Genomic DNA, 22,025 nt, shown 5'->3' on the forward strand with positions numbered 1-22,025 from the left:
GGGTCAGCCATGGGCTGCGAGGGGTTCTATCATGGGTTGCTCACGGTGCTCCGCTTGCCAAAGATCGTAGTCGGTTTGGACGCCTAGCCAAACGCGCGCCTTGCCGATCCCTGCACGCTCAAGTCGTACTGCCAGATCCGGGCTGATTGGCGCATGTCCGTGCAGTACGCGTGAAAGATGCGGGCGTGCAAAGCCAAGGTGCCGGGCCAATTCGCTCACGCTGATACCAAGCTCGGGCAAGACATCCAGCAGCAGGGTTTCACCGGGGTGTGGCGGGTTGTGCATGGGCATGAGCCTGCCTCCTGTCAGTGGTAGTCCAGATAATCGACCAATTCGATATCCGAACCGACAAAACGAAAGATCACTCGCCAGTTGCCTGAAACGCTGAGCGACCAGTATTCACTCAGCTCGCCTTTCAACGGATGCAGGCGCCAGCCCGGCAAGTCCAGATCGCCGGGAAGTGTTGCTCGATCCATGAACTGCAACATGCGCGACAGCCGTTTTGCATGGTCGGCACGAATTCCACGAGTCGTACCTGTTTCATAGAAGCCACGAAGGCCTTTGTGCTGAAAGGATTTGATCATGGCGGCGAGTGTAAGGCGATACATTACACTCAGTGCGGTAACTATGTACCGCACGTTGTCGCTTGATATGTGCTGAGCAGGTGAGTTTTTTCCAAAAACCTCAGACCTTCTCTTCCACCGGCACATGCATCCGGTCCCGATTCGCCAACGTCGGAAACAGTTTGATCCACGTCCCCGTCACCACCAGGGTGCCGATCCCGCCCATCACCACCGCCGGCACGGTGCCGAACCAGTGGGCAGTGAGGCCGGATTCGAATTCGCCCAACTGGTTCGATGCGCCGATGAACAGCCCGTTCACCGCGCTGACCCGGCCGCGCATTTCGTCGGGAGTTTCCAGCTGTACGAACGAGGCACGGATGACCATGCTGATCATGTCCGCTGCGCCGAGCACCACCAGCACCGCCAGCGAGAACCAGAACGAGGTCGACAGACCGAAAGCGATGGTCGCGACGCCAAAGATGCCGACGGCGGTGAACATCACTCGGCCCACGTTGCGTTCGACGGCATATCGCGCGAGAAACAGCGACATCAGCAGGGCACCCACCGCTGGTGCCGAACGCAGCAAGCCCAGACCCCACGGGCCGGTCAGCAGAATGTCCTTGGCGAACACCGGCAGCAACGCCGTGGCGCCGCCGAGCAACACGGCGAACAAGTCCAGGGATATCGCGCCGAGGATGTCCGGGCGGCTGCGGATGAAGCGAATCCCCGCCAGCAGCGAGTCCAGCGTGGCTTTACCTTTATTCAATGGCGTCTGGCGTGCCGGCAGGTTGAGCATCAGCGAACAGGCGATCACATACAGCAGCACGGTCGGGCCGTAGACCCAGACGCTGCCGAATGCATAGAGCAAACCGCCGAGGGCCGGGGCGACGATAGTGGCCGACTGCTGCGCCGATTGCGCGGCGGCAACTGCGCGGGGGAAAAGCGCACTGGGGACGATGCTGGGCAGCAGCGCCTGAGTCGTCGGCATCTCGAACGAACGGGCGGCGCCGAGCAGGAAGGCGAGGATGAAAATCATCTCGCGGGTGACATGGTCGGTGGCGCTGCCGATGGCCAGCGCCAAGGCAATCAATGCCTGCAATGACTGGCAGAGTGCGGCGACCTTGCGCCGATCATAGCGATCGGCAACGTGCCCGGTGTGCAGCATGAACAGCACGCGCGGGGCGAATTCGACCAGCCCGACCAGGCCCAGATCCAGCACGTTGCCGGTCAGTTGATACAGGTTCCAGCCGATCGCCACTGTAAGCATCTGAAAACCGCTGGCGGTGAAAATCCGCGCCAGCCAGAAAGCCATGAACGGACGATGGTGACGTAACAGCAGGGGCTCTTGTGTGGGCATCTGAAGGCAGGTCTTGGACGAGTGAACAGCGAGATTATCACCAGTCTGTAACAGGAAGTTGCTACGAGAAACAATTCACTTAGCCAGACATCGATCTTTCATGCTGACAATCAACCCTGTGGTGAGGGGATTTATCCCCGTTCGGCTGCGCAGCAGTCGTCGCTTCGAGATTTTGGCGCCGCTGCGCGACCCAACGGGGATAAATCCCCTGGCCACAGGAGAGTGAGGCAAGTTGTCACGCGGCAAACCACCACGCAGTTCATTGGCAGAAATGGGACTACTCTTTCAACGTTGCTTGATCCAGATCAAGACCCCGACCGGAACTGATCTGGCGGCCATTTGGCCAGACTCCCTGCGTTGCGATGGTTGCAAAAAAAGAACGAATCCGAATTCGCCGCACTCCATATCCGTGGGGGCAGTGGTGCAGGCCTCCGGGCCAGCTACCCGTATTACCTGACAGAGGAAGCCATATGTTCGGTTTAGAGGCTCTCGATCTCGCCCGAATTCAGTTCGCGTTCACCATCTCGTTCCACATTCTGTTCCCGGCCATCACCATTGGCCTGGCGAGTTACCTGGCAGTGCTCGAAGGTTTGTGGCTGAAGACCCGCAACGACACCTACCGCGATCTCTACCATTTCTGGTCGAAGATTTTTGCCGTCAACTTCGGCATGGGCGTGGTTTCCGGGCTGGTCATGGCCTATCAGTTCGGCACCAACTGGAGTCGCTTCTCCGACTTCGCCGGTGCCGTCACCGGGCCGTTGCTGACTTATGAAGTGCTCACAGCGTTCTTCCTCGAGGCCGGTTTCCTTGGCGTGATGCTGTTTGGCTGGAACAAGGTCGGGCGCGGCCTGCACTTCTTCTCGACGGTGATGGTGGCGATCGGCACGCTGATTTCGACCTTCTGGATTCTCGCCTCCAACAGCTGGATGCAGACCCCGCAAGGCTTTGAAATCGTCAACGGTCAGGTGATCCCCACCGACTGGCTGGCAATCATCTTCAACCCGTCATTCCCTTACCGGCTGATGCACATGGCCACGGCCGCGTTCGTCGCTACGGCGTTCTTCGTCGGCTCGTCGGCGGCCTGGCACCTGCTGCGCGGCAGGGACAACCCGGCGATCCGCACCATGCTGTCGATGGCGATGTGGATGGCGTTGATCGTCGCGCCGATTCAAGCGGTGATCGGCGACTTCCACGGCCTCAACACGCTCAAGCATCAGCCAGCGAAAATCGCTGCGATCGAAGGCCACTGGGAAAACCATGGCGACGAAGCGACGCCGCTGATCCTGTTCGGCTGGCCGGACATGAAAGAGGAACGCACCAAGTTCGCCGTAGAGATTCCATACCTCGGCAGCCTGATCCTCACCCACTCGCTGGATAAACAAGTGCCGGCGCTGAAGGAGTTCCCACCGGAAGACCGGCCGAATTCGACCATCGTGTTCTGGTCGTTCCGGATCATGGTCGGCCTCGGTTTCCTGATGATCTTCACCGGTTTGTGGAGTCTGTGGCTGCGCAAACGCGACTCGCTGTATACCTCGCGGCCGTTCCTGCATCTGGCCTTGTGGATGGGGCCGTCCGGTCTGATCGCGATTCTCGCCGGCTGGTTCACCACGGAAATCGGCCGTCAGCCATGGGTGGTCTACGGTTTGATGCGCACTGCCGATGCTTCGTCGAACCACAGCTTCATGCAGATGAGCATCACCCTGATCATGTTCGTCGTGGTCTATTTCGCCCTGTTCGGCGCCGGTCTCGGCTACATGATGCGCCTGGTGCGCAAAGGGCCGAAGATCAGCGAAGGCAGCGAAACACCGGACGGTGGTCCAGGCAAGAAACGCACCCCGGCGCGTCCGTTGTCCGCAGCCGACGACCCGGCCGAGGGCGAGCACGAAGACAACACTCGCTTGACCAAGGAGATTTGACTCATGGGTATCGATCTTCCGCTGATCTGGGCCGTGATCATCATCTTCGGCATCATGATGTACGTGGTCATGGACGGCTTCGACCTGGGCATCGGCATTCTCTTCCCGTTCGTGCCCGGCAAGACCGATCGCGACGTGATGATGAACACTGTCGCCCCGGTCTGGGACGGCAACGAAACCTGGCTGGTACTGGGTGGCGCGGCGTTGTTCGGCGCCTTCCCGCTGGCCTATTCGGTGGTGTTGTCGGCGCTGTACCTGCCGCTGATCTTCATGCTCATGGGCCTGATCTTTCGCGGCGTGGCTTTCGAGTTCCGCTTCAAGGCCAAGGATGAAAAACGTCACCTGTGGGATAAGGCATTTATCGGTGGTTCGATCGCGGCGACGTTCTTTCAGGGCGTGGCGCTGGGAGCGTTCATCGATGGTCTGCCGGTGGTCAATCGCCAGTTCGCCGGTGGTTCACTGGACTGGCTGACGCCGTTCACGCTGTTCTGCGGCGCGGCGCTGGTGGTGGCCTATGCCTTGCTCGGCTGCACCTGGCTGATCATGAAAACCGAAGGCAAATTGCAGGAACAGATGCATGATCTGGCGCGACCGCTGGCATTCGTCCTGCTGGCAGTGATTGGTATCGTCAGCCTGTGGACGCCTCTGTCGCATCCGGAAATCGCCTCGCGCTGGTTCAGCATGCCGAATCTGTTCTGGTTCATGCCGGTGCCGATTCTGGTGCTGGTCACCTTGTACGGCCTGATCCGCGCGGTGGCACGTAACGCCAACTACACGCCGTTCCTGCTGACCCTGGTGCTGATTTTCCTCGGCTACAGCGGTCTGGGCATCAGCCTGTGGCCGAACATCGTGCCGCCGTCGATCTCGATCTGGGACGCCGCCGCGCCGCCGCAAAGTCAGGGCTTCATGCTGGTCGGCACGCTGTTCATCATTCCGTTCATCCTCGGTTACACCTTCTGGAGCTACTACGTGTTCCGCGGCAAGGTCACCCACGAAGACGGTTATCACTAATCCCATGCTGGGGCTTGCCCTGTGGGAGCGAGCCTGCTCGCGAAGGCGTCCGCAGTGACGCCTTGGCTTAACGGAGATCGATGCAATGACCGGCAAAAATTCCATGCACGACATTGAAGAAGCCGAAAAAAAGCCGCTGTGGCAGCGGCTCGGCTGGTTGGCTCTGATCTGGGTTGGCAGTGTCGGCGTGTTGTTCATCGCCGCCAGCCTGATGCGCATGTTCATGAATGCCGCAGGTTTGACCACCCACTGAAACATCCCGTCCCGGCGCCTTCGGGTATGGACTTGCGACCCTCCTCACGGAGGGTTTTTTATGCCGCAGATTTATTTGCGCGCCTTGAGGATGACGAATTTCGGCGTCGCCGCCACTTGCTCGACACCACGAAACAGACGCGCCAGTTTGCTGTGATAGCCCAGATGCCGGTTGCCGACAATGTACAGCGCACCGCCGACCACCAGTGCCTCGCGCGCCTGTTGGAACATGCGCCAGGCGAGGAAATCGCCAACCACCTGCTGCTGATGGAACGGCGGGTTGCACAGCACCACGTCCAGCGACTGCGGCGCCTGCCCGGCCAGACCATCGCCAGCGCGCACGCTGACTTCGCGATCGGCCAATGCCGCGCGCCAGTTCTCGGCAGCCGATTGCACCGCCATGAACGATTCGTCGACCAGCGTGTAATGCGCATCCGGGTTCTGCAAGGCGCTGGCGATTGCCAGAACACCGTTGCCGCAACCGAGGTCGGCGACTCGCGCGTGGCCAAGGTTTTTCGGTAGATGCGGCAGAAACGCGCGAGTGCCGATGTCGAGGCCTTCGCGGCAGAACACATTGGCGTGGTTAAGCAATTCGATCGCCGGTTCGTCGAGGCGATAGCGAGTGGGGTAGGGCGATGTGGCGGGCGCTTTGCTTTCAGGTGTGGCGATCAGCAATCGCGCCTTTTTCACTGCCAGCGATGCCTGCACAGGACCAACGTAGCGCTCCAGCAGGTCGCCGGCAGCGCGCGGCAGATGCTTGACCATGGCGGCGGCGATCACTTGCGCGCCGGGAGCGAGTTGTCCTTGCAGGCGGATCAGCTGTTCTTCCAACAGCGCCAGGGTTTTGGGGACGCGGATCAGCACCCGGTCAAACGGCCCGACCAAGGGCTCACTGGCCGGAGTCGGACGAATCGCATCGAACGCCTGGCCATTGCGCAGCAGATTCTTTTCCAGCCCGACGAAACCCAGGAACGAATCGCCGCTACTGCTCACCTCGACCTTGTCCAACAGACTGATCGCCAAGGCGCCAAAGCTGTCATTGAGCACCAGCACGCGGGTGCTGCTCGCAGGTTGTTCGCTGGCGAGATGATTGAGCAGGTATTCGTCCGCCGCATCGAAGGCTTGCAGCGGTTCATTCTGCTGTTCAGGCTGGCGGATCAGGTCGAGCTGGGCGAAAGGCGTTTCGAGCAAGGGCATGGGGCGGGGACTCAGGATATTCGGCAGATATCCCGTTGCCGGCAGATGGTGCGACGGGATCCGACCAAGTGGACTGCGATGCAAGCAGGTTGCGTCATCACTTGGAAAGGCCTGAATGGTACGTTTTTTTGCGCCTAAATACTCGCAGGATTACCGTGCGATAACGCGCAGCTGTCAGATGATGCCGGCACGAGCGGCGGCAATCACTGCGGAAATCTTGTTGCAGACGTTGAATTTTTCGATGACGTTTTGCACATGATAGTTAACGGTGCGTTCGCTCAGGCTGAGGATTCTCGAGATATCGTGAGCGGTCTTGCCTAAGGCGGACAGTTTCATGATTTCCAGCTCCCCGGACGATAGCCTCGGCTTGCTGGGCTTGGCCGGTGTGGGAACGGTGCGGGCATACAGGTCACTGAAGTGTCGGTTGGCAAAAAACAGATAACCGTAATGCTCGTACAGCTCGAGCGGGCTGATCGGGCAGTGGGTGCGCGCCAGGCTGATGATGCTGCACAAACCACTGGTGTCGTCATGAAAGGCCTGCGACCAGCCATGCTGCAGTCCATTTTGCTTTAACGCCAGCCACAATTCTGGCGCATCGGTGAACACTCTTTCTTCCCAGACGATCGGCAATACCGAATGATTGCAATGCGCTATTACCGGATCAATATTGCGGTAGTTCTCTTTGTTGTACTGAATGTTCCATTCTTTCGGATAGTTATTGATTTGCAAGGCATTCAAATGGACATCGCGATGGGGGGAGGTCACCGCTATCGCACAATAGTTAAAGCCCAGATTCTCGGCAAATCTCAGCAGTATCGGGTATGCCACCTCAATGCCTTTGGCAAATGTCAGTTGTTTCAATTGTGATTCCTTCCACGTTTCCATGAACTTTGCCTCCATCCTGATATAGGGGCGCCAAATGGATCCAAAAAATCCGGCACGAATCGAAGTGTAGGATCTTTCCTGCAAAACGCCTTACATTCTTTCGAGATTGAAACTTTGGTGTTTTTTATAAAAGCGTTCTTAGCAATACAGGCTGTTATATTTTAACTGGCATCTTAAAGCTATTGCTCTAGATCCAGTATTGCCAGCAAATCGAATGTCTAGCGCTGATCCCGTCAATACCATTACCAATCAGGAGTGTTTGGCAGCGCGATTTTGCGGGACACTGTGGGCAATCGTTTCAAGGAGTGCCTCATGACTGCCAGTGCCGAGAAGTACACCACCCAGACCTTGCTCGATGTGCAACCGTTGACGCCGAACCTGTTCACGCTGCGCACCAGCCGTGATCCCGGCTTTCGCTTCCGTGCCGGCCAGTTCGCCCGGCTGGGCGTGACCAAGGCCGATGGCAGCACGGTCTGGCGCGCCTATTCGATGGTGTCGTCGCCGTTCGATGAGTTTCTCGAGTTCTTTTCCATCGTCGTGCCGGGCGGCGAATTCACCAGTGAGCTGAGCCGGCTACAGGTCGGCGACAGCTTGATGGTCGAGCGCCAGGCGTTCGGCTACCTGACGCTGGATCGTTTTGTCGACGGCCGAGACCTGTGGTTATTGTCGACCGGCACCGGGGTGGCGCCCTTTCTGTCGATCCTGCAGGACTTCGAGGTCTGGGAGAAATTCGAGCGGATCATTCTGGTTTACAGCGTCCGGGAGGCGCGGGAACTGGCCTATCGAGAGTTGATCGCCGGGTTGGCGCAACGTGACTATCTGAGTGAATACGCCCACAAGCTGCAATTCATCCCCACTGTGACCCGCGAAGCGCATCCAGGCGCGTTGCAGGGCCGGATTACCACGTTGATCGAAAACGGCGAACTGGAACGAGCGGCAGGGGTTGAACTCTCGCCAGAGCATTCGCGAGTGATGCTGTGTGGCAATCCGCAGATGATCGACGACACACGCGCCTTGCTGAAACAGCGCGACATGCGCCTGAGCCTGACGCGCAAGCCGGGGCAGGTTGCGGTGGAGAATTACTGGTAACGAAAACGGCACCCGCGGGTGCCGTTTCAATCTGTAGCGAATGCCTCAGGGCCGCTCGTTCTGCGCCTTGAGCAGGTCGCGGATTTCGCCCAGCAGTTGCTCTTCCTTGCTCGGGATCGGCGGCGTGGTCGGGGCTACGGCTTCTTCGCGCTTGAGGCGGTTGATGGCTTTGACGCCCATGAAGATCGCAAACGCGACAATCACGAAATCCAGCACCGTCTGCAAAAATTTGCCGTAAGCCAGCACCACGGCGGGCGCGTCGCCCTGGGCGGCTTTGAGCGTGACAGCCAGATCACTGAAGTCCACCCCACCGATCAACAGGCCAATCGGCGGCATGATCACGTCGCCGACAAACGACGAAACGATCTTGCCGAACGCCGCGCCGATGATGATACCGACGGCCATGTCGACCACATTGCCTTTGACCGCGAAGGCCTTGAACTCGCTAAGCACGCCCATAGTTATTTCCTTGTTACAGATGAGTTTGGTGTAGGCAGTGTAAATCAGCGAAACGCCTCCTGCGCGAAACACCTTCTTACAATGCCCGTTTTTATCGACACATCAATTGACGATTAGTTTGCAAAATGCCAGCAATCGCGCGCGGAATACGCTTTAACCCGCTGACGGGAAAGCCAATTTCTTCAATCATGGCGTTACGTTCTTTCTATTTATGTTCCTCGGCACGGGCCTCTAGCCTTGCTGTGGCGCACCTGGATGCGCCCAATAAAACCAGAGGAACCTGATATGACTTCCGCTCTTGGACTGGGGGCTTTTCCCCATCGCCGCACTCTCGGCGTTCTCACCGCCAGCCTGCTGACCTTCTCGGTCAACGCCGCTCCGCTGACCCGCGATAACGGCGCTGCTGTCGGTGACAATCAGAACTCGCAAACTGCCGGCGCCACCGGCCCGGTGCTGCTGCAGGATGTGCAACTGATCCAGAAGCTGCAACGCTTCGACCGTGAGCGTATTCCCGAGCGCGTGGTACATGCACGCGGCACCGGCGCTCATGGCACCTTCACCGTGACCAATGACCTCAGCGACCTGAGCAAGGCCAAGGTGTTCGCCGCAGGCCAGAGCACGCCGGTATTCGTGCGTTTCTCGGCGGTGGTGCATGGCAACCATTCCCCGGAAACCCTGCGTGACCCGCGTGGTTTCGCCACCAAGTTCTACACCGCTGACGGTAACTGGGATCTGGTCGGCAACAATTTCCCGACCTTCTTCATCCGCGATGCGATCAAATTCCCGGACATGGTCCACGCCTTCAAGCCCGATCCACGCACCAACCTCGACGACGATTCGCGCCGGTTCGACTTCTTCTCCCATGTACCGGAAGCCACCCGCACACTGACCGAGTTGTATTCCAACTACGGCACTCCGGCCAGTTATCGGGAGATGGATGGCAATGGTGTTCATGCCTATAAGCTGATCAATGCCAGGAATGAAGTTCACTATGTGAAGTTTCACTGGAAGAGTCTTCAAGGCATCAAAAACCTCACGCCAAAACAGGTCGGCGAAGTTCAAGGTCAGGATTACAGTCATATGACCAATGACTTGGTAAGTAATATCAACAAAGGCAACTTTCCGAAGTGGGACTTGTACGTGCAAGTTCTCAAGCCACAGGATTTGTCCAAGTTTGATTTCGATCCATTGGATGCAACCAAGATCTGGCCGGGTATTGCCGAGCGCAAAGTTGGACAAATGGTCTTGAACCGTAATCCGGCCAATGTCTTCCAGGAAACTGAACAAGTTGCCATGGCACCGGCCAACGTAGTTCCGGGTATCGAACCTTCGGAAGATCGTTTGTTGCAGGGCCGAGTGTTCTCTTATGCCGATACGCAGATGTATCGCCTCGGCGCCAACGCTTTGCAATTGCCGATCAACGCTCCGAAAACCGCAGTGAACAATGGCAATCAGGATGGTGCGATGAATTTTGGCGCCAGCCAGTCCGGCGTCAACTACCAGCCAAGCCGCCTGCAACCGCGTGAAGAGACGCCATCGGCGCGTTACAGCCAATCGGCGCTGGCGGGCACCACCCAGCAGGCGAAGATTCAGCGTGAGCAGAACTTCAAGCAGGCCGGTGATCTGTATCGCTCGTACAGCAAGCAGGAACGTCGCGACCTGATCGACAGCTTCGGCGGCTCGCTGGCCACCACCGATGACGAGAGCAAGCACATCATCCTGTCCTTCCTGTACAAGGCTGACCCCGAGTACGGCAGCGGTGTGACCGAAGTGGCCAAAGGCGACCTCAGCCGTGTGAAAGCACTGGCGGCCAAACTGACCGACTGATAGCGATGCGGCGCACGCGAGGGCTGTCCCGCCTCGCGTGCGCTCAAGGAGAGCCCGATGCGTATTTTTCTTTTGTGCCTGGCCGGGTGCCTGTCGTTCAGCGCGTGGGCGGCACCGGTCGAGCAAAGCCCCGAGGCAATCAAGGCGCAGTTGCAGGATTACTACTTCGACGCCGCCCGCCGTGGCGACGTGCCAATGCTCGAGACCTTCATCGAGTCCGGCTATTCCCTCGATACCCGCGACAGCAAGGGTTACACCGCGCTGATTCTGGCGGCCTATCACGGTCAGGCGCCGGCGGTTGAGCGACTGTTGGCAGCGGGCGCGGACGCCTGTGCTCAGGATCAACGCGGCAACACGGCGCTGATGGGCGCGATTTTCAAAGGCGAATTGCAGATCGCCCGGCGCCTGATGGCCACCGATTGCAGCCCCGACCAACGTAACGGCGCCGGGCAGACCGCGGCGATGTACGCCGGGCTGTTCAAGCGTCTGGATTTGCTTGATGCGTTGAAAGCCAAGGGCGCCGACCTCAACGCCGAGGATCCGCTGGGCAACAGTGCCGCGCGTCTGGCCAGCGGTGAAATCCGCACCGCTGCGCCGCGCTGATCGGCGATGGCTGCGTTATCATCGCCTCTTTTGTTCCGGGGGTTCTGATGGCCAAGGCCAAGCGCATGTACGGCTGCACCGAGTGCGGCGCAACCTTTCCCAAGTGGGCCGGGCAGTGCGGTGAGTGCGGTGCCTGGAACACCCTGACCGAAACCATGATCGAAAGCGGCGGCGCCACGGCACCCACCGGGCGCACCGGTTGGGCTGGCCAGCAGGCGCAGATCAAGACGCTCGCCGAAGTCAGCATCGAAGAGATTCCACGTTTTTCCACCGCCTCCGGTGAGCTTGATCGCGTACTCGGCGGTGGTCTGGTCGATGGCTCGGTGGTGCTGATTGGCGGTGATCCGGGGATCGGCAAGTCGACAATCCTGCTCCAGACCCTGTGCAATCTGGCCAAGAGCATGCCTGCGCTGTACGTCACTGGTGAAGAATCCCAGCAGCAAGTGGCGATGCGCGCTCGCCGTCTCGGCCTGCCGCAGGATCAACTGCGGGTGATGACCGAAACCTGCATCGAAACCATCATTGCCACTGCCCGCCAGGAAAAGCCCAAGGTGATGGTGATCGACTCGATCCAGACCATTTTCACCGAACAACTGCAATCGGCCCCGGGCGGCGTGTCGCAGGTGCGTGAAAGTGCGGCGTTGCTGGTGCGCTACGCCAAACAGAGCGGCACGGCGATCTTCCTCGTCGGCCACGTCACTAAAGAAGGTGCGCTGGCCGGTCCGCGTGTTCTGGAACACATGGTCGACACGGTGCTGTATTTCGAAGGTGAATCCGATGGTCGACTGCGTCTGCTGCGGGCGGTGAAAAACCGTTTCGGCGCGGTCAACGAGTTGGGCGTGTTCGGCATGACCGACAAGGGCCTGAAAGAAGTCTCCAACCCATCGGCGATTTTTCTCACCCGCGCTCAGGAAGAAGTCCCGGGCAGTGTGGTCATGGCGACGTGGGAAGGCACCCGACCGATGCTGGTGGAAGTGCAGGCGCTGGTCGATGACAGCCATCTGGCCAACCCGCGTCGGGTGACGCTGGGGCTGGATCAGAACCGATTGGCGATGTTGCTCGCTGTGCTGCACCGCCACGGCGGGATTCCGACCCACGATCAGGACGTGTTCCTCAACGTGGTCGGTGGCGTGAAGGTGCTGGAGACGGCGTCGGATCTGGCGTTGATGGCGGCGGTGATGTCGAGTCTGCGCAACCGGCCGCTGCCCCATGACCTGCTGGTGTTCGGCGAAGTCGGCCTGTCCGGCGAGGTACGCCCGGTGCCGAGCGGGCAGGAGCGGTTGAAGGAAGCGGCCAAGCATGGCTTCAAACGCGCGATCGTGCCCAAGGGCAACGCACCGAAGGAAGCGCCGGCGGGGTTGCAGATCATTGCCGTGACGCGCCTCGAACAAGCCCTCGACGCACTGTTTGAGTGAATGCCGAACCTCTGTGGTGAGGGGATTTATCCCCGTTGGGGCGCGTAGCGGCCCTGAAAAAACGGGTCTGCTGCGCAGCCCAACGGGGATAAATCCCCTCGCCACATAAGTCCCCTCACCACATAAATCCCCATCACCACAGGAGCATTCCAAATTGGGATTGGGGGGGCTAGATTTCGATCAGGGCACCCAGTTCGCGTTCCAGCTCGGCCTCATCCGCCAGATTCAGTTCGATCAAGCGGCGCAGGCGCTGGATCGATTCCAGGCTGATGTGCCGGCAGACAAATCCCAAATGGCCTTTTTCCTCATGGGTCAGATGCACATCCATTTCGATGTCGACGTCATCGCTCAGGTGAATATCGACGAAAAAGTCTTGCTCCTTATCTCCAAGCCACGGCTCCGGTCGCTCGATCAGCAGGCCCTTGAGCGAAAGGTCGATCAGTTTGACCGGCCAGATGTACTCGCCCTGTTTCAGCTCGGTTCGGGCATCGAACGCAATACGTTTGAAACGACGTCGATTGGCGGGGTGCTCGCTCATGGCGCAATCCTCATGAAGGTTCGCTGACTATAGACCGCGAATGCGGGCGCCAGCCAATCGCTCAAGCGTCTAGACCTATGTCGGGGTATGGCCTTTGGCGCCGTAAGCGCTAAACTCGGGGTGGCTGTCTTTCTTGTCCACCCTGGCTGGAATAATAAAATGAAAAATAATAATAGCCTGCTGCGCCACTTACCCTGGCTCGTGCTGGCAATCGTAGGAGCGTGCGCCCTTGGCGTAGTGGCATTGCGCCGCGGCGAGGCGATCAACGCCTTGTGGATTGTGGTCGCTGCCGTGGCCATCTATCTGGTTGCGTACCGTTACTACAGTCTGTTCATCGCCAACAACGTGATGCAACTGGATCCGCGTCGGGCCACCCCCGCCGTGCTCAACAACGATGGTCTGGACTATGTGCCGACCAACAAACACATTCTTTTCGGTCACCACTTCGCGGCCATCGCTGGCGCGGGGCCGCTGGTCGGTCCGGTGCTGGCGGCGCAGATGGGGTATCTGCCCGGCACACTCTGGCTGATTGCCGGTGTGGTGCTGGCGGGCGCGGTGCAGGACTTCATGGTCCTGTTCATGTCGACCCGACGCAACGGCCGTTCCCTGGGCGATATGGTGCGTGAAGAGATGGGCCGGATTCCCGGGACCATCGCACTGTTCGGCTGCTTCCTGATCATGATCATCATCCTCGCGGTGCTGGCGCTGATCGTGGTCAAGGCCCTCGCCGAGAGCCCGTGGGGCATCTTCACCGTGATGGCGACCATCCCGATCGCGATGTTCATGGGCATCTACATGCGCTACATCCGCCCCGGCCGCATCGGCGAAATCTCCGTGGTCGGTGTGTTGCTGCTGCTCGGTTCGATCTGGCTGGGCGGGCAGATTGCTGCCGATCCGGTATGGGCCAAAGCCTTTACCTTCACCGGTGTGCAGATTACCTGGATGCTGGTCGGCTATGGTTTCGTCGCTGCATCGCTGCCGGTCTGGCTGATTCTCGCGCCACGTGACTACCTGTCGACCTTCCTCAAGATCGGCACCATCGTCGCCCTGGCGATCGGCATCCTGATCACCATGCCCGAGCTGAAAATGCCGGCGCTGACCCAGTTCGTCGACGGCACCGGGCCGGTGTGGAAGGGCGGTCTGTTCCCGTTCCTGTTCATCACCATCGCCTGCGGCGCGGTATCGGGTTTCCACGCGCTGATCTCGTCGGGCACCACGCCGAAGCTGCTGGATAACGAAACCAACGCCCGCTACATCGGTTACGGCGGCATGCTGATGGAATCGTTCGTGGCGATCATGGCCATGGTTGCCGCTTCGGTGATCGAGCCGGGCGTGTACTTCGCCATGAACAGCCCGGCCGCAGTCGTCGGCAGTGACGTCGCTTCGGTGGCGCAGGTTGTCACGAGCTGGGGCTTTGCGATCACACCGGAAGCGCTGCAAGCGGTTGCCCATGACATCGGCGAAACCACCATTCTGGCTCGCGCCGGTGGCGCGCCGACCCTGGCGGTCGGTATTGCGCAGATCCTGCACAGTGTCCTGCCGGGTGAAAACACCATGGCGTTCTGGTACCACTTCGCGATCCTGTTCGAAGCGCTGTTCATCCTCACCGCTGTCGACGCCGGCACCCGTGCCGGACGCTTCATGCTGCAGGACCTGCTCGGTTCCTTCGTACCAGCGCTCAAACGCACCGAATCGTGGGGCGCCAACCTGATCGCCACCGCCGGTTGTGTGGCGATGTGGGGCTGGTTGCTGTATCAGGGCGTGATCGATCCTCTGGGCGGCATCAACACCTTGTGGCCATTGTTCGGCATCTCCAACCAGATGCTCGCCGGTATCGCGCTGATGCTCGGCACCGTGGTCCTGATCAAAATGAAGCGCCAGCGCTACATCTGGGTCACCCTGTTGCCGGCCACCTGGCTGTTGATCTGCACCACTACTGCTGGCTTCATCAAGCTGTTCGACGCCAACCCGGCGATCGGCTTCCTGTCCCTGGCCAAGAAGTACAGCGATGCGCTGGCCAACGGTCAGGTGCTGGCACCGGCGAAGAGCGTCGAGCAGATGCAGCACGTGATCTTCAACGCCTACACCAACGCCACACTCACCGCGCTGTTCCTGTTCGTGGTCTTCAGCATCCTGTTCTATGCGCTCAAGGTCGGCATTGCCGCCTGGGGCAAAAAGGAGCGTACGGATAAAGAATCGCCATTCCAGGCCCTGCCGGATGCGTAACCAGAGGATTGCAGCATGTTCAATGACCTGAGTCGCCTCGGTAAATACCTCGGTCAGGCCGCACGCCTGATGGTCGGCATGCCCGACTACGACACCTACGTCGAGCATATGCAGACCAAACACCCGGACAAACCGGTGATGAGCTACGAGATGTTCTTTCGCGAACGTCAGGAAGCCCGTTACGGTGGCAAGGGTGGGCCGAAGTGCTGTTGAGCTGACAGCCTGCGGTTGAGGTAATCCCCTGTGGGAGCGAGCCTGCTCGCGAATACGGAGTGTCAGTTGATGAATGATTTGACTGACACACCGCTTTCGCGAGCAGGCTCGCTCCCACATTTGTTTTTGTGTTCTTTTCAGGAGATCGGGTTTTGTCTTCTCCCATTCCGGTAACGGTTCTCAGCGGTTTCCTCGGCGCCGGCAAGACCACCTTGCTGCGTCATTTATTGAAAGCCGAGCACGGCCTGAAAATCGCCGTGATCGAAAACGAATTCAGCGACGCCGGCATCGACACTCAGTTGCTGGGTGACGAGCCGGTGCAAGTCATGACCCTGGCCAACGGCTGCGTCTGCTGCACCATTCACACCGATCTGACCAAGGCGCTGTACCTGCTGCTCGAACGTCTGGACAGCGGCGAGATCGCCTTCGACCGTTTGGTGATCGAGTGCACGGGTCTGGCCGATCCGGCGCCGGTGGCGCAGACCTTTTTCATCGATGAAGAGCTGCGCGAGCGTTATCTGCTCGACGGCATCATCACCCTGGTCGACGCCGCTCACGCCGACGTGCACCTGACCCAGACCATTGCCCAGGCGCAGATCGGTTTCGCCGATCGCTTGCTGGTGAGCAAGACCGATCTGGTCGATGAGGCGACGTTCACCGCGCTGAGCGAACGCCTTACGCGAATCAACCGCCGCGCGCCGATCCGCGTGGTCGAGCATGGCAACATCGATCTGGCCGAACTGCTGGATGTGCGCGGCTTCAACCTCAATGCTGATTTGGGCGGCGGTCTGAGCCTGCGTCCGGTGAGCAAGGCGCCGTCGATCGATCGCATCTCCAGTCTGGTGCTGCGCACCGATCAGGCGCTGGATATCGATCAGCTCAGCGAGTTCATGAACGAACTGCTGGAAGAGCACGGCAAGCAATTGCTGCGCTACAAAGGCGTGCTGAACATTGCCGGCGAAGATCGGCGCTTGGTATTTCAGGGTGTGCTGAAACTCTATGGTTTCGACTGGGACACCGAATGGGCCGAGGGCGAGGCGCGGGAGAGTTTGATCGTGTTTATTGCCGATGACTTGCCGGAAGAGAAGATTCGGGCGGGGTTTGCGCGAGTAGCGGCGCAACAAGCCTGATATTTCAACAGCTCAAAGGGCCTCTTCGCGAGCAGGCTCGCTCCCACAGTGGACTGCATTCCTCCTGACAGAATGCGTTCTACTGTGGGAGCGAGCCTGCTCGCGAAGGCGATCTAGCCGACAGCACAATGACCATGGTCAGAACCGAGCAGCGTCTGCTCAAGATGATCCAGATGCCGATTCATCAACATGCCGGCCTTGGAAACATCACCTCGCTCCACAACCTCAACCAACGCCAAATGCTCCTGCCATGCGCAACAGCTTCGCGTCGAGCCCTGACTCCGCGCAATCGCCAGCGACGTCAACGGCACCAGACTGCGCAGAAAATGCGCCAGCGGCACATTCCCCGCCATCCGCGCCAACTGCAGATGAAACTCCCCCGATAACCGAATCGCCGCTCCGCGCCGATCCTGCTCGAAGGCGCGCTTCTCGCGCTCTAGCAACGTGCGCAAGCATTTCAGATCGTCTGGCTGCGGACGCTGACACGCCAACCGCACCAAGGTGTTTTCAGCCAGCCGTCGCGCATGCAAGGTCTGCCGGATCAGTTCACGATCAGGCGCGGCCACTCGTGGTCGATGATTGGCGCGCAACACCACGATCCGCTCATGGGACAACTGCGTCAGCACCCGTCGTACATCGGCGCGGGCGGCGCCGAACATTGCTTGCAGACTGTCCTCGGTGAACCGGCTGTCTTCATCGATACGCTGTTCGAGGATCGCGTCGAACAGTCGCGGATACAGATCCTCCGTCGGCGTGCCCAGGCGAGAGACGGGCAGGGCGGTCGAATGCGCATGCGAGGCTGAAGCAAAACTGTTCATGGCCGTTCTCCTGGCAAATCAGGTGGGCAGGTTGTCGTCCGGGATGTTCAGCTCAACGCCCATGCGCTGGCCTTCGCGCAGAATGTGCCGACGCATTTCGGCGCTGGCCTGAGCGCTGTTCTTGCTGCGGATCGCGCGGACCACCGCTTCGTTTTCTTCCAGACGTTCGGCCAGATGTTCCGGGGAATTGCGCAACACTTCGGCGCTTTGCTTGAGGGCATTGCTGGTCTGCTGCACCACGCTCTGGAAAATCGGGTTCGAAGTCAGCGTGAACAGTTCTTCGTGGAAGGCGATGTAGGCGCTGACCCCGGCTTCGCTGTCACCGGCCTCGAGGGCTTCGCGCATGTCCATCAGGGTCAGGCGCAACTGGCCGACTTCCTTGCTGCTGATCGATTGCGCGACCAGCCCGACGATGAACGGCTCAAGGGTGTAGCGCAGTTGCAGCACGTCTTCGAGACTGGCGCCGGCGACTGCGCTGTCGTGGCTCTGGCTGTCGCTGAGTTGCGCATCGAGGACGACTACGCCTTTGCCGGGCATCGAGCGCACTAGGCCGAGGGTTTCGAGGACGATCACCGCTTCGCGCAGACTCGGCCGGCTGATGCCCAGCTGTTCGGCCAGTTCGCGCTGGCCCGGCAGCATGTCGCCGGAGCGCCACTGGCCTCGGGCCAACGCGGCGCGGAGTTTTTCCACCACTGAATTGACGACGGTTGACGTTGTAATCACGTATTGGCTCCCTGCGCCGTGCCTGCGCATTGGCAGGCACGGCACTCATTCAGAATTCTTTGGCCGCCGCCGGAGCGACGGTTTTTCGCGGTTGAAAGTTATAGCCCTGTTCGCCGTTGAGCACCTTGTTCGCGCGCTGCACGTCGATGTCCTTTTCCCAGCGGGCGATGGCCACGGTGGCGACGCAGTTGCCGATCAGATTGGTCAGCGCGCGGCCGATGCCCATGAACCAGTCCACGGCCAACACCAGCACCAGACCGACTACGGGAATCGCCGGGATCGCCGTCAGCGTCGCGGCGAGAATCACCAGCGCCGAACCGGGAATGCCGTGGGCGCCTTTGGAGGTGATCAGCGACACCAGCAGAATGGTCAGCAAGTCGGTCATCGCCAGCGGTGTGCCAGTGGCGTTGGCGATGAACACGATGGCCAGGGTCAGGTAGATCGAGAAACCGTCGAGGTTGAACGAGTACCCGGTCGGGATCACCAGACCCACCGTCGAACTGCCGATACCGAGGTGTTCGAGCTTGCGCATGATCTGCGGCAGCACGGCGTCGGAAGAGGCGGTGCCCATCACGATCAGCAGTTCTTCCCGCAGGTACTTGAGCAGCGGCCACATGCGCAGGCCGGAAACGCGCATCACCAGACCGAGGATCAGCGCGACGAAGGCGACGCAGGTCAGGTAGAACAGACCGACCAGACTGCCCAGGTGCTGCAACGAATCCAGACCGTATTTGCTGGTGGTGAAGGCGATGGCACCGAACACGCCGATCGGCGCCAGCCGGACGATCATGCCCATGATGCGGAAGATCACGTGGCTGAGTTCGTTGATCAATCGCGAAATCCCGGAAGCCGCTTCGCCGACCAGATTCAGCGCACTGCCGAACAGCACCGAAAACAGCAGCACTTGCAGAATATTGTTGTCAGCGAAGGCGCCGATCACCGAGGTCGGGATCAGGTCCATCAGAAATTGCGTGGTGGTGTGCATGTGCTGGCCGCGCTCGGCGAGGTCGCCCATGTCGGCGCTGGAGAGCTGCTCCAGATGAATGTTCGCGCCGCTGCCAATGCCGGTGCTGAAGGCGAATACCAGACCGATCACCAGAGCGATGGTGGTCAGCACTTCAAAGTAGATGACCGACTTGAGGCCGATGCGCCCGACCTTCTTCAGATCGCCCGCGCCGCTGATGCCGCTGACCACCACACAGAACACGATCAGGCCAATGAGCATCTTGATCAATTTGATGAAGCCATCGCCGAGCGGTTTCAACTGGGCGGAGTATTCAGGAAGGGTCAGCCCGCAGACGATGCCGAGCATCAGTCCGAGAACCACTTGAAGGAAGATTGAGCGCGAGCACCATCTGAGCATGGGAGGAATCCTGGGTCGGTGTCCTGGCTGCCGTACGCGTGGCGCAGCGGATTCAGGACTTAATTATTGTGGTCTTACCGGTATGTCCAGTGCAGGCGCAGTCTAGGCGCAGGTTTCCGCGGATCGCAAGGGAAAATTAGGAAATTGGCATGACCGGTCTTACCAGTTGTCTGGATGGCCCGGTCTTGAACATTTGAGAAAAATCGGCGGCTATGCCTTTTTTCTGGGCGGGGCGTGATTCACGTCTTGATGACTGGTACATGTCTATCGACGATGCTCAGGATGAAAGTGATCTTTGAACGTTCTTCGGTTTTGCCCAGATAGACGTAAGGCAGACTTCTGATTTTTATACCGCCCAAATAGGCATGATTTTTCAGTTTGAGAGAAACAGCTGTATGTACACCCGTTAAGTTGTCCAGCGTTATAGCGGTGCCGCTACGGTCGACAAGAATAAACGTGGTCAAGTTGTCAATGTCTGGCTTGACGGCCTCGACGGTGTCCAGCCAGTGATTGCTGATTACCTGATTGAAATAGTTGCCCTGGTTTTTCACGGTGAGGATGTAGCCGTCAGGGGTATGACCGAAATGCAGCTTCAACGGTTTTATCCGGCCGCTCTGCTCGTTGTTCCGGATGCCGAGCAGGTGGGAGTGATCCCGTGTTTGCGGGCGTCCGGTATAGAAACCGCCGCTGAACAGACTGATGGTAGCCATCGCCGGTTTGCCGTACAGCTGTTCAAGAAAGCCGACCCTGTGGTCGAACATTCTCAGTGTTGCGATGAAAGATTTTTCGATATTGCTCGTCATGATGAAATCCATTTAACAAGTCGGGTTTCAGACTAAGCGGTTTTCATTTATGGCGGTTTGCATGTGTGTTGCAAGAGTTTGGTTTGAACAGAGAGATGAACAATCCTGCTGGACGGGATTAGCAGATTGCAGTTTTATTCAGGTGGTATTTTGATATTGAATTCATGGAAATAAAAAACCGGCCATAGTGACCGGTTTTTTATCGCGGATTAACGAGGCATCAAGCGCCGTACACCGGCAGTTTCTTGCAGATGGCTTTGACTTTCTCGCGAACGGCGTCGATCACCGCTTCGTTGTTCAGGTCAGCCAGGATGTCGCAGATCCAGCCAGCCAGCTCTTTGCACTCGGCCTCTTTGAAGCCGCGAGTGGTCACAGCCGGAGTACCGAAGCGCAGGCCGGAGGTGACGAACGGCGAGCGTGGATCGTTAGGCACGGAGTTCTTGTTGACGGTGATGAACGCTTTGCCCAGAGCGGCGTCGGCATCTTTACCGGAGATGTCCTGCTTGATCAGCGACAGCAGGAACAGGTGGTTTTCAGTACCGCCCGAAACCACGTCGAAACCGCGCGCGATGAACACTTCGGCCATGGCCTTGGCGTTTTTCACCACTTGTTGCTGGTAAGCCTTGAACTCAGGCTGCAGCGCTTCCTTGAAGCAGATCGCCTTGGCCGCGATCACGTGCTCCAGCGGGCCACCCTGGGCGCCCGGGAATACTGCGGAGTTGAGCTTCTTCTCGATCTCGGCGTTGGCACGGGCCAGGATCAGACCGCCACGTGGACCGCGCAGGGTCTTGTGGGTGGTGGTGGTCACGACATCGGCGAACGGCACCGGGTTCGGGTACACACCAGCGGCAACCAGACCGGCGACGTGAGCCATGTCGACGAACAGGTAAGCGCCGACCTTGTCAGCGATTTCGCGGAAGCGCGGGAAGTCGAGAATCTGCGAGTAGGCCGAGAAACCGGCAACGATCATTTTCGGCTTGTGCTCGACCGCCAGACGCTCGACTTCGTCGTAGTCGATCAGACCGTTGGCGTCGATGCCGTATTGAACGGCGTTGTACAGCTTGCCCGAGGAGGAAACGCTGGCGCCGTGGGTCAGGTGACCGCCATGGGCCAGGCTCATGCCCAGAATGGTGTCGCCACCTTGCAGCAGAGCCAGGTAAACAGCAGCGTTGGCTTGGGAACCGGCGTGCGGCTGAACGTTGGCGTAATCGGCGCCGAACAGTTCCTTGGCGCGGTCGATGGCCAGTTGTTCAACCACGTCCACGTATTCGCAACCACCGTAGTAACGCTTGCCCGGATAGCCTTCGGCGTACTTGTTGGTCAGGACCGAGCCTTGAGCTTCCATCACCGCTGGGCTGGTGTAGTTTTCCGAAGCGATCAGCTCAATGTGTTCTTCCTGACGCTGAGCTTCTTGCTCCATGGCGGCAAAAAGGTCGGCGTCGTACTTGGCAATAGTCAAATCACGGCTGAACATGGCGGTCCTCAAGGATCGGGGGCAGAAAAGGGGGGCATTCTAACCCAACCGCTTTTAGAAGGGCTATGAAACACAGTCAGGTTGTGGATAAGCGGGCTTCAAGCTGCAAGCTACAAGCTACAAGTCAAAAGCGCTTCGGCTTCCACTTGCAGCTTGCAGCTAA

The 22,025-nt window shown here is 59.2% G+C and carries 22 protein-coding genes; 10 read left to right on the top strand and 12 right to left on the bottom strand.

Annotated features, from left to right (window positions below; translation table 11 throughout):
- Positions 1-3 precede the first annotated feature (3 nt).
- From AB4N47_RS00495 to AB4N47_RS00505, 3 genes are all read right to left on the bottom strand, one after another.
- Positions 4-291: a HigA family addiction module antitoxin gene (locus AB4N47_RS00495; RefSeq protein WP_016773085.1), complete on the bottom strand. Its 288-nt coding sequence runs from the start codon at positions 289-291 to the stop codon at positions 4-6.
- Between the two features lie 14 nt (positions 292-305).
- Entirely contained in the window at positions 306-584 is a 279-nt protein-coding gene (locus tag AB4N47_RS00500; protein WP_038861219.1) for a type II toxin-antitoxin system RelE/ParE family toxin, read from the bottom strand.
- A gap of 100 nt (positions 585-684) precedes the next feature.
- Positions 685-1,920, bottom strand: a complete 1,236-nt coding sequence (locus AB4N47_RS00505; RefSeq protein WP_206421530.1) for an MFS transporter — start codon at positions 1,918-1,920, stop codon at positions 685-687.
- A 470-nt stretch (positions 1,921-2,390) separates the two neighbouring features.
- Here AB4N47_RS00505 and AB4N47_RS00510 point away from each other — a divergent pair, with 470 nt between their 5' ends.
- The 3 genes from AB4N47_RS00510 (at position 2,391) to AB4N47_RS00520 (ending at position 5,100) form a co-directional block, all read left to right on the top strand.
- Positions 2,391-3,836, top strand: coding sequence for a cytochrome ubiquinol oxidase subunit I (locus AB4N47_RS00510; protein ID WP_024014409.1), 1,446 nt, complete (start codon positions 2,391-2,393; stop codon positions 3,834-3,836).
- Positions 3,837-3,839: 3 nt separating this feature from the next.
- The gene (cydB, locus tag AB4N47_RS00515; RefSeq protein ID WP_016773089.1) at positions 3,840-4,847 is read left to right on the top strand and encodes a cytochrome d ubiquinol oxidase subunit II; all 1,008 of its coding nucleotides are present in this window, start codon (positions 3,840-3,842) and stop codon (positions 4,845-4,847) included.
- Between the two features lie 85 nt (positions 4,848-4,932).
- Positions 4,933-5,100: a DUF2474 domain-containing protein gene (locus AB4N47_RS00520; protein ID WP_341639234.1), complete on the top strand. Its 168-nt coding sequence runs from the start codon at positions 4,933-4,935 to the stop codon at positions 5,098-5,100.
- Positions 5,101-5,171: 71 nt separating this feature from the next.
- Here AB4N47_RS00520 and AB4N47_RS00525 read toward each other — a convergent pair whose 3' ends face one another.
- The gene (locus AB4N47_RS00525; protein ID WP_341639233.1) at positions 5,172-6,296 is read right to left on the bottom strand and encodes a class I SAM-dependent methyltransferase; all 1,125 of its coding nucleotides are present in this window, start codon (positions 6,294-6,296) and stop codon (positions 5,172-5,174) included.
- Between the two features lie 174 nt (positions 6,297-6,470).
- Positions 6,471-7,181 (bottom strand): autoinducer binding domain-containing protein, encoded by a 711-nt coding sequence (locus tag AB4N47_RS00530; protein WP_341639232.1) that lies wholly within the window; start codon positions 7,179-7,181, stop codon positions 6,471-6,473.
- 312 nt (positions 7,182-7,493) lie between these two features.
- On the opposite strand from AB4N47_RS00530, the gene AB4N47_RS00535 reads away from it, so the two are divergent.
- On the top strand, positions 7,494-8,270 hold the full coding sequence (locus tag AB4N47_RS00535; RefSeq protein WP_341639231.1) for a ferredoxin--NADP reductase: 777 nt from the start codon (positions 7,494-7,496) through the stop codon (positions 8,268-8,270).
- 45 nt (positions 8,271-8,315) lie between these two features.
- Here AB4N47_RS00535 and mscL read toward each other — a convergent pair whose 3' ends face one another.
- Positions 8,316-8,729, bottom strand: coding sequence for a large-conductance mechanosensitive channel protein MscL (gene mscL / locus AB4N47_RS00540; protein WP_341639230.1), 414 nt, complete (start codon positions 8,727-8,729; stop codon positions 8,316-8,318).
- Between the two features lie 285 nt (positions 8,730-9,014).
- Between mscL and katB the strand changes: the two genes are divergently transcribed.
- Genes katB through radA form a run of 3 tightly spaced genes read left to right on the top strand, consistent with a single transcriptional unit; the run spans position 9,015 to position 12,574 of the window.
- Positions 9,015-10,556 (top strand): catalase KatB, encoded by a 1,542-nt coding sequence (gene katB, locus AB4N47_RS00545; RefSeq protein ID WP_341639229.1) that lies wholly within the window; start codon positions 9,015-9,017, stop codon positions 10,554-10,556.
- Positions 10,557-10,613: 57 nt separating this feature from the next.
- The gene (locus AB4N47_RS00550; RefSeq protein ID WP_341639228.1) at positions 10,614-11,159 is read left to right on the top strand and encodes an ankyrin repeat domain-containing protein; all 546 of its coding nucleotides are present in this window, start codon (positions 10,614-10,616) and stop codon (positions 11,157-11,159) included.
- A 47-nt stretch (positions 11,160-11,206) separates the two neighbouring features.
- Positions 11,207-12,574 carry a DNA repair protein RadA gene (gene radA, locus AB4N47_RS00555; RefSeq protein ID WP_003228407.1) on the top strand — a complete coding sequence of 456 codons (1,368 nt, stop codon included), beginning with the start codon at positions 11,207-11,209 and terminating at the stop codon, positions 12,572-12,574.
- A 169-nt stretch (positions 12,575-12,743) separates the two neighbouring features.
- On the opposite strand, the gene AB4N47_RS00560 is transcribed toward radA, so the two are convergent.
- Positions 12,744-13,112 (bottom strand): PilZ domain-containing protein, encoded by a 369-nt coding sequence (locus AB4N47_RS00560; protein WP_341639227.1) that lies wholly within the window; start codon positions 13,110-13,112, stop codon positions 12,744-12,746.
- Between the two features lie 159 nt (positions 13,113-13,271).
- On the opposite strand from AB4N47_RS00560, the gene AB4N47_RS00565 reads away from it, so the two are divergent.
- The 3 genes from AB4N47_RS00565 to yjiA all read left to right on the top strand — a co-directional run bounded on the left by AB4N47_RS00565 (position 13,272) and on the right by yjiA (position 16,681).
- Positions 13,272-15,338 (top strand): carbon starvation CstA family protein, encoded by a 2,067-nt coding sequence (locus tag AB4N47_RS00565; protein ID WP_016773099.1) that lies wholly within the window; start codon positions 13,272-13,274, stop codon positions 15,336-15,338.
- A gap of 15 nt (positions 15,339-15,353) precedes the next feature.
- Complete coding sequence (locus tag AB4N47_RS00570; protein ID WP_003228401.1) at positions 15,354-15,551, top strand: YbdD/YjiX family protein; 198 nt, start codon at positions 15,354-15,356, stop codon at positions 15,549-15,551.
- Between the two features lie 152 nt (positions 15,552-15,703).
- Positions 15,704-16,681 carry a GTPase gene (yjiA, locus tag AB4N47_RS00575; protein ID WP_341639226.1) on the top strand — a complete coding sequence of 326 codons (978 nt, stop codon included), beginning with the start codon at positions 15,704-15,706 and terminating at the stop codon, positions 16,679-16,681.
- 113 nt (positions 16,682-16,794) lie between these two features.
- Here the strand turns inward: yjiA and AB4N47_RS00580 are convergent, their stop codons facing one another.
- From AB4N47_RS00580 to glyA, 5 genes are all read right to left on the bottom strand, one after another.
- A complete protein-coding gene (locus AB4N47_RS00580) occupies positions 16,795-17,499 on the bottom strand; it encodes a GntR family transcriptional regulator (protein WP_341639225.1) in 705 nt (234 codons plus the stop codon).
- Positions 17,500-17,517: 18 nt separating this feature from the next.
- Positions 17,518-18,222, bottom strand: coding sequence for a FadR/GntR family transcriptional regulator (locus tag AB4N47_RS00585; protein WP_016773102.1), 705 nt, complete (start codon positions 18,220-18,222; stop codon positions 17,518-17,520).
- Positions 18,223-18,271: 49 nt separating this feature from the next.
- Positions 18,272-19,585 carry a C4-dicarboxylate transporter DctA gene (locus AB4N47_RS00590; RefSeq protein WP_056790521.1) on the bottom strand — a complete coding sequence of 438 codons (1,314 nt, stop codon included), beginning with the start codon at positions 19,583-19,585 and terminating at the stop codon, positions 18,272-18,274.
- 239 nt (positions 19,586-19,824) lie between these two features.
- A complete protein-coding gene (locus AB4N47_RS00595; protein WP_341639224.1) occupies positions 19,825-20,388 on the bottom strand; it encodes a hypothetical protein in 564 nt (187 codons plus the stop codon).
- A 220-nt stretch (positions 20,389-20,608) separates the two neighbouring features.
- Entirely contained in the window at positions 20,609-21,862 is a 1,254-nt protein-coding gene (gene glyA / locus AB4N47_RS00600; protein WP_016773106.1) for a serine hydroxymethyltransferase, read from the bottom strand.
- Positions 21,863-22,025 lie beyond the last annotated feature (163 nt).

The organism is Pseudomonas sp. S3_G06, assembly GCF_054667565.1.